Origin of the sequence: Rectinema subterraneum, from assembly GCA_009768935.1 — a bacterium.
Lineage (GTDB): Bacteria > Spirochaetota > Spirochaetia > Treponematales > Rectinemataceae > Rectinema > Rectinema subterraneum.
The window spans coordinates 1-7,210 of the sequence record WESA01000071.1 but is presented as its reverse complement, the minus strand read 5'-3'; the positions used below and the strand labels follow the sequence as shown (position 1 = coordinate 7,210).

General features: G+C 45.8%; 8 protein-coding genes. All 8 read right to left on the bottom strand.

Going from position 1 to position 7,210, the window contains the following annotated elements:
- Positions 1–88: 88 nt before the first annotated feature.
- Positions 89–1,036: a phosphoglycerate dehydrogenase gene (locus GAP13_RS12160; protein WP_037382705.1), complete on the bottom strand. Its 948-nt coding sequence runs from the start codon at positions 1,034–1,036 to the stop codon at positions 89–91.
- On the bottom strand, positions 1,015–2,034 hold the full coding sequence (locus GAP13_RS12155) for a 2-dehydro-3-deoxygalactonokinase (RefSeq protein ID WP_037382702.1): 1,020 nt from the start codon (positions 2,032–2,034) through the stop codon (positions 1,015–1,017). Before GAP13_RS12155 ends, GAP13_RS12160 begins: the two co-directional genes overlap by 22 nt.
- 2 nt (positions 2,035–2,036) lie before the next feature.
- The gene (locus GAP13_RS12150) at positions 2,037–2,690 is read right to left on the bottom strand and encodes a bifunctional 4-hydroxy-2-oxoglutarate aldolase/2-dehydro-3-deoxy-phosphogluconate aldolase (protein WP_037382699.1); all 654 of its coding nucleotides are present in this window, start codon (positions 2,688–2,690) and stop codon (positions 2,037–2,039) included.
- A gap of 44 nt (positions 2,691–2,734) precedes the next feature.
- The gene (gene eda, locus GAP13_RS12145) at positions 2,735–3,562 is read right to left on the bottom strand and encodes a bifunctional 4-hydroxy-2-oxoglutarate aldolase/2-dehydro-3-deoxy-phosphogluconate aldolase (RefSeq protein WP_158908576.1); all 828 of its coding nucleotides are present in this window, start codon (positions 3,560–3,562) and stop codon (positions 2,735–2,737) included.
- Positions 3,563–3,798: 236 nt separating this feature from the next.
- The gene (locus GAP13_RS12140; RefSeq protein ID WP_037382697.1) at positions 3,799–5,079 is read right to left on the bottom strand and encodes a nickel pincer cofactor-dependent isomerase, group 22; all 1,281 of its coding nucleotides are present in this window, start codon (positions 5,077–5,079) and stop codon (positions 3,799–3,801) included.
- A 131-nt stretch (positions 5,080–5,210) separates the two neighbouring features.
- Positions 5,211–5,717 (bottom strand): tripartite tricarboxylate transporter TctB family protein, encoded by a 507-nt coding sequence (locus GAP13_RS12135; protein WP_158908575.1) that lies wholly within the window; start codon positions 5,715–5,717, stop codon positions 5,211–5,213.
- A gap of 85 nt (positions 5,718–5,802) precedes the next feature.
- The gene (locus GAP13_RS12130; protein WP_222126217.1) at positions 5,803–6,762 is read right to left on the bottom strand and encodes a tripartite tricarboxylate transporter substrate binding protein; all 960 of its coding nucleotides are present in this window, start codon (positions 6,760–6,762) and stop codon (positions 5,803–5,805) included.
- A gap of 114 nt (positions 6,763–6,876) precedes the next feature.
- On the bottom strand, positions 6,877–7,210 hold a 334-nt coding region (locus GAP13_RS12125), incomplete at its 5' end, for a tripartite tricarboxylate transporter permease (protein ID WP_186338849.1).

Below are 7,210 nucleotides of genomic sequence, written 5' to 3'. Positions count from 1 at the left end.
GTCAATTTATTATTTTCTACGGCGACCGGGTGCCGCTATGAATAATGCTGTTTACACAAAATTCGTTATAGGCTCGACGAAATGCATTTTATACCACTATATGGTCAGGCTGTTCGTTGTTAAGCATTTTTACTACATTTCTTGCACATATTACACTTACCGCATTAATTGCCTCTTTAGAATACATTCCTATATGAGGTACAACAGTTACATTATCCAAAGTCAAGAGCGGACTGCCGGTTGGCGGCTCTTTTTCGGTAACATCAAGTCCTGCTCCTGCCAAATGTCCGTTTTTCAGATATTCATACAACGCCTCTTCATTGACAATACCGCCTCTTGATGTATTTATAATAAAGGCTCCCTTCTTCATCATTTCCATCTGTTCTCTGCCGATGAGATTTCTCGTAGCGTCATTCAAAGGCACGTGAACAGATATAAAATCAGACTGTTTTATAACATCTTCAAATGTAACAAGACTTACATGAGGAAATCCGTCAGGCAGATCAGTTACATACGGATCGTATGCCAATACTTTCATGCCAAATCCTCCGGCCCTTTTGGCCACATTCTTTGCAATTGCTCCGAAGCCTATAACGCCTAAAGTCTTATAGCAAACATCAGTGCCGATTACTCTCTCCCATAAACCATCTTTCACCCTGCTGGCAGCAAAAGATATCTTCCTTGCCACATCCAGCATCAATCCAAAAGCGAGGTCAGCTACAGCATTTGAATTTGTAGCGGGTACATTTGTTACACGTATATTATATTTCTTTGCGGCTTCAAGGTTTATATTGTCTAATCCTGCTCCATGCTTGCATATTATTTTGAGTTTCTTTGCCTTTTCCATCGCCTTTGGGGAGAATTCATGAGCACCAATTATTAGCGCATCATAATTCCCGATAATACTCTGAAACTTCTCTTCATTATATTCATCATTTTGAAAATCTACTTCAATACCGTTTTCTTTAAAAATATTAAGTGGTTCTTCACTTACCTGTCCAAAAGACCTTGAGGTTATAAGCACTCTTTTTGACATAGCACTCCTCCTTTTTTTAGTATTTCAATAAACCCCTTTACCGCAAAGCTTTCTTTCCCTGAAGCTACCAGAGTCAGTATCTCGAATTTCCGTTCCAATTCTTTTAATAGAATTTCATATACTTTTGCGATATTACTGCTGCTCGCAATGATAACTCTGTCTACTTCCTTCCATTTTCTTTTCACTGTATTTTCAAAACCTAATACTACTCCTCCGTTAATTACACCTTCCAGGTAGGATTTTCTCTCAATTTTATTGGAAGCATTAAAAATTTTCATTGCATGAGCTATATATAATGCTCTATTGAGCGAGTACTCATTTAGATTCCTGTAGCCCTGTATCACCATCTCTTCGTCCAACTGGTCAACCTCAGAACTAATAGAACTGGACAGTATAGTACTAGTGGATATCGCATGAAACAGCTCTCCTGAAAAAGTTGACAGGATGTCATGAAATATACCTTGCTTTACATATACAATATGCGTATGAGATCCCGGGAGGAAAATTGCTGTGTTTCCCCTCTTCCACTCATCAGAAAGATCAGATAGTATTCCGAAAACCTCAATTTCTTCTCCACGCATATTGTTTGCAACGGAAATATTGTATTTATCTACTTTAAAGCCCTCAGCAATGGTTTTTGCCCCCCTGATAAGGTGTATATCCCTTTTAAAGAATTCACCTTCATAGTGGGTATACATAGAGCTATACAGTTTTTCTACCGTAATAGGAGTAGATAGGTGAGGCACTTCTTTGATTCCAAATGGGCTTGTAACCATGCCTGATGCATATACCCCCTCTATCTGCGCATCATTCAGCCCATTATTATCAAGGATTCTATCATACAGTTCCTTAAGCCCTTGAAGCAGTACCTGATTGCTCCCAGCAATTGAGGAATCTTTTGACCCTACATTTTTTTGAGCGACATCAACCATTTCTTCATCTTTTAGCAAGTAAACCCTTGTATTTGATGTGCCTGAATCAAAATATATATTATACATATTTATGACTCTTCAAGCTTCTTGAGATATGTTTGTGCTACCAGTGTTATTTTATGATACTCTCCTGAATAAATTGCCTTCTTATCAACAAGGTTTCCGCCTACTCCTACTCCTTTTGCCCCTGCTTTTATAAACTGGTTAACATTATCTACGTTTATACCGCCTACAGCAACTACTGGGATGTGGCTTAATGGAGAAAGCACTGCTTTTATATATTCTATCCCCAAAATTCCTGCTGGAAAGAGCTTCACAATATCTGCACCGGCATTATATGCAGCCACCATTTCTGAAGGAGTAAAGGCGCCAGGTATAGAAATCTTTCCTAATTCTTTTGTCCTTCGAATGATATTTATATCAGTATTAGGAGATATGATGTATTCTGCCCCTGCATCTACCGCTTTTTGAACCTGGTCTTCTGTAATAACTGTACCCGCCCCCAAGCAAACTTGTCCATCATATTTGCTTTTAATAAGCTCCAGACATTTTAGAGTATCAAGAGCTTTGCTTTCGTCTTCCTGATTAAAAGTTACCTCAAGCAGCTTTATGCCACCTTCCAAGAGGGCACCCACTGTATCCAGGATTCTGTCAGATCCAATACCTCTAATAATCGCGACGATTTTACCTTTAAAAATCTCATCTTTAATATTGCTAGCCATAATATATTCTCCCTCTTTTCTAGTTAGCTAAAACAAATGACATTCTATTCAATGATCCTGATCCTGGTATCGCCCAAGGAAATAATAGCGCTTTTTGCCGAAGAGCTTGTTTCTTCATTCATGCCAAGCATTGCGAGCGTACGGCGTATGGATGGTGTTTTCAGTTCAAGAACAGGGCTGGACAAACGATCGGCATCAGCTCCTGACGCGTTATCCAATTTCATTTCGGAAGTGAGCGGCAGAAAACCCAGCATGCTACGCCTGCACGATTGTATCAACGCGGTGATTGCATCGAATTTACCTGCTTCAATCAAATCGGTCGGAACAATCCATGAGCCGCCGCAAGCAAGGACATTTTTAATGGTAAGGTATTCATTCAGATTGTTCTCCTGGATTCCTCCTGTAGGAATGAAAGTAACAGCTTGATATACCGACTCGAATGCCTTGAGTGCCTTTGTTCCCCCCGATACTTCGGCAGGGAAAAACTTAAGAATCGTTAGTCCTAAACTCATTGCCTGCTCAATGAGGGAAGGGTTGCTTACACCGGGAAAAACCGGAATTTTCTTTTCGATGCAATACGCGCAGATCTCGGGATTAAAACCAGGGGAAACGATGAATTTTGCGCCAGAGGACAAAGCACTATCGACTTCAGTTTTTGTCGTGACAGTTCCTGCCCCAACCACGATATCAGGATGACGTGAAGCGAATTTCTCGATCACACCTGCGGCGGCTTTGGTCCTGAAAGTAATTTCGGCAACGCGCAAACCGCCTGCCCTCAAAGCACCCGCTAATCCATCAGCGCGTTCCGCTGATTCAATTTTTATTACAGGGATGACACCTGTAGCAAAGAATAACTCTTTCAAGTTTTGCATTGAAACCTCCTGCAGAGAATGCTCATAGCGCAATCTTGACAATAACCTTTCCCTGAATCGGGGCTAGTAACATAGAATCGGGGCTAGTAACATATGATTATCCTTGGCATCAAGAAATCGTAGGCCGCGCCCTTCCACGGATATTCGGCATTACTGCCAGATAGTCGGACCCCGCCTGGGAAGCAGCGACCCGGCAGTCGGTTGTTCCGATTTCTACGCTGATGATTTCCTGAATATCAGTCTTCCTCCCGGACAAGGTTGCCAGCGGCATCAAACTTCATGGCTTGCGGCTCACCGACGACCGTAATACCGGCAATTGTCCTGGCTTCGGCTAGCATGGCCTCGGAGATCATTATCTCGCCTAAGTGCAACGTATCCTTTATCCTTACCACCCGTACCCTGGAATAATCGCGGGCATTGCAAGTCTTTATGGCCGCTCGGATTGCGTCGTAGTCCGACTCGAGAATTGTCGGCATATGGGTTGGCAGAACTACCGTCGAAGTCAGGCCGTTGGCGTAGGTCATCTGGAAATTAACCTTGTTCGCCAGCCGATGGGTGCCAAAATCAGCTAGCCCCATGCCGTTGGCGTTGCCGTGGGTTTTATCAGTTAGATCGAGCACTACCAGTTTTGATACATCGGGACCGCCGCTGGCGTAAGGCGTTGGGAAGCGACCGGTAATGTTGGGATCCATACCGTCTCCAGAAATATCCTTGCCGATCTGGTCGACGATCAGCACATCGATTTGTTTGAACATCAGGCTCGGCATATTCGCCTTCGCTTCCACTTGCAACTTGCAGTCGGTTTCGATGATATCAGCGGCCGGCACGGCCACTATGCGAGCAATTTCATCATAAGCATTTTCCACCGTTGCCAACCCGAAGAGAATGGGCGTGCGGGCCAGGGCGATTTTGGTCATGGCCACGATATGCTCGGCCATATATTTGAAACCATAAGAATGACACGATTCGGCGCCTTTTTGCTTACCAAGACCAATTGCCACCATTTTCACCAGGCCGCTCTCATTGGGACCGCGGAAGGCGGTATGGGGCTTGACGCGGGCGATAAAAACAATGCCGTCAGCGGAACATGCATTTTTGTCTATATACACCGGCAGGCCGTTGTCCAGACGGCCAATCTCTACAACCTCCATCGACGACACTATCGGACAGCCAGCGCTGGCCTCAGTTACCCCGAGGTTGGCCAGCACCTCGGTCTGTCCCTCGGCGGTCGCTCCGCCGTGGCTGCCCATGGCCGGCACGACGAAAGGCACCGCCCCTCGTTTTTTAAGTTCATCTACCAGCACCTGCACCAAGGTTGGCAGATTGGCCAGGCCGCGGCTGCCAACACCTACTGCGATGTGCATGCCGGGTTTTATGCTGTCGCAGATCCCCGGCTTTGCCAGTTCCTGTCTGACAGCTGCTTCAACGTCAGCCACTTTTTTGGCTGAAAAAGCCATCTTGACCTTAACCATCTTTGGAAGCGGAATACCTTCGAGCAACTCTTTGATGACATCCATGACAACTATGCCCTTTTAAGCTCTCACATGCAAAACTGTTAAAAATGCCATAACATATTGTTCAAGTCTTGCCAAACAGACCTTTTCCTTCCGTCGCCTTTTGTCAACAGCGGCGAAAATCTAGGCAGATCCTAGAACCAGATGCCTTGGGGCAACATCACTTCAAATACTTTCTCAAACAGGGCCCAGAATGCGACTGTAACACCGACCGCATATACGAGCGCAATAAGCCAATCCGTTTTCCTGATTTCTTTTTTCTGAAGAAGATAATTGGCAAAAATGAGGGGAATCATTGCCATTACAAATCCGATATATCTGATGCTGAAAATATCGATCGCAAACAACACGGTGAAGAAGAGCACGTTCAAATAGCCGCGTTCCTTTGCCGATTTGACTACTGACGCGCCTTCTGTGGCAGATGCTCTCGTTTTCTTTAGGTACTTGTTCTGTAGATACTTGCCGAGATCGATGATAAATACTATTGCAGAAAGGATTATCAGGACTATCGATAACGCTTTTGGGAACACATCGCCCCCCATGGAGCCTCCAAATTTGAGAATCCTGATATGGAATGATTGCACCAAAGTCGCAATTCCAAAAGCCAAAATGCCAATTTCCGTTACAAGTTCTAGCTTCATAGTGTTTCCTACAAACCATCCAAGCAGGGAGCAGCCCCGGAGGCTGCCCTCCTGCCCTTGAAGAATGATTCAGCAATGCGATCGATCACTTCACGTACTTAGCGACTTCCTTGTAGACACTGTCCTGATCCGACCAGAACTTCTCCAGGTCTTTTCCGGTCTTGAAGAAGGGGACTGTATAGGCCATATCAGCCAGTTTCTTCTTGAATTCAGGATCCACGACTATCTTTGCGATGATGCCGTTGAAATCGTTGACAATATTCTGGCTCGTGTTCTTCGGGAAGAAGAAGGTGTTGGTCATCGGGAAGACCAGGTTCTTGATATTCTGGCTCGAAGCTGTAGGCACATCGGGGATGAACGGATCGCTTTCAACGTCATGCAAAGCGAGGCACTTGATGTCTCCCGACTTGAGATACTGCACAACCGAGATAAGCGCAACAGGAATGGCATCGACATGATTGCCAAGGAGCGCTGCGATCCTCTGGGCATCGCCGCCTTCATTTGGAACAACCCTAAAGGCGCCGGGAGCATCCATTTCCAAGGGGCCGTACTCGAGATAGGCGATTCCGCCAGCACCTGCACCGTAGATGTACTTCTTAGGGTTTTTCTTGGCATCATCAAGAGCTTCCCTGAGGTTCTTCCAAGGCGAGGAGTTACGCGTAACGGTCACCCTCGATGTCTTCATCACGACGCACGCAGGGGTTAAATCCTTCCAGCTGATGTCAGCAACACCAAGGTAGTAATTCCCCAGGATGGCTTGGTGGTACCAGAGCACCGTATACCCATCAGCCTTGGTGTTCAGGACCTGCCTGGCAGCGACGGCGCCTTCAGCACCGACGACATTGGTCACGACCATTTCCTTGCCGGTGTACTTTTTCCAGTATTCCGCAAGGAGCCGGGCGGTAATGTCGCTTGCGCCGCCTGGCGAGTAGGGAACGACAACCGTTACGGGCTTGTCTGGATATGCCGCCGCTGGCGATATCGCCACAAAGAACGCTGAGAACATAACGAGAAAGGCGACCATGCTCAAAGCAATTTTCTTCATAAAATCTTGCCTCCATTCGAAATGGATCTGGTTTTGCTCTGCTCTACGGCAAAGCTTTCTCTAAGAGATATTCCTGCAGATATTCCTTCTTTTCGCACCACCTCCTTGTTCATATCATTTCTGCGATTCGACGCGTTTCGCAGCGAAAAAGCTGACATACATGCCAATTGCAAACAGGATTACCGCGCCGATTAACAGACCCAGTGATAGGGGGCGGGTGAATAACGGCAGCAAACTCCCGCCGGATGATGCCAGCCCCTGCCGGAGGTTCTTTTCGACGATAGGCCCAAGAATGAAGGAAGTAATCAGGGGAACCGTCGGAAAGTCTATTTTCTTGAAGATATAGCCGACAAAACCAAACACCAAGGTCACCCCGATGTCGAACACGCGGTTATACAGTGCAAATGAACCGATAATCATGGCAGCCGTAATGACCGGCAGGAGTATA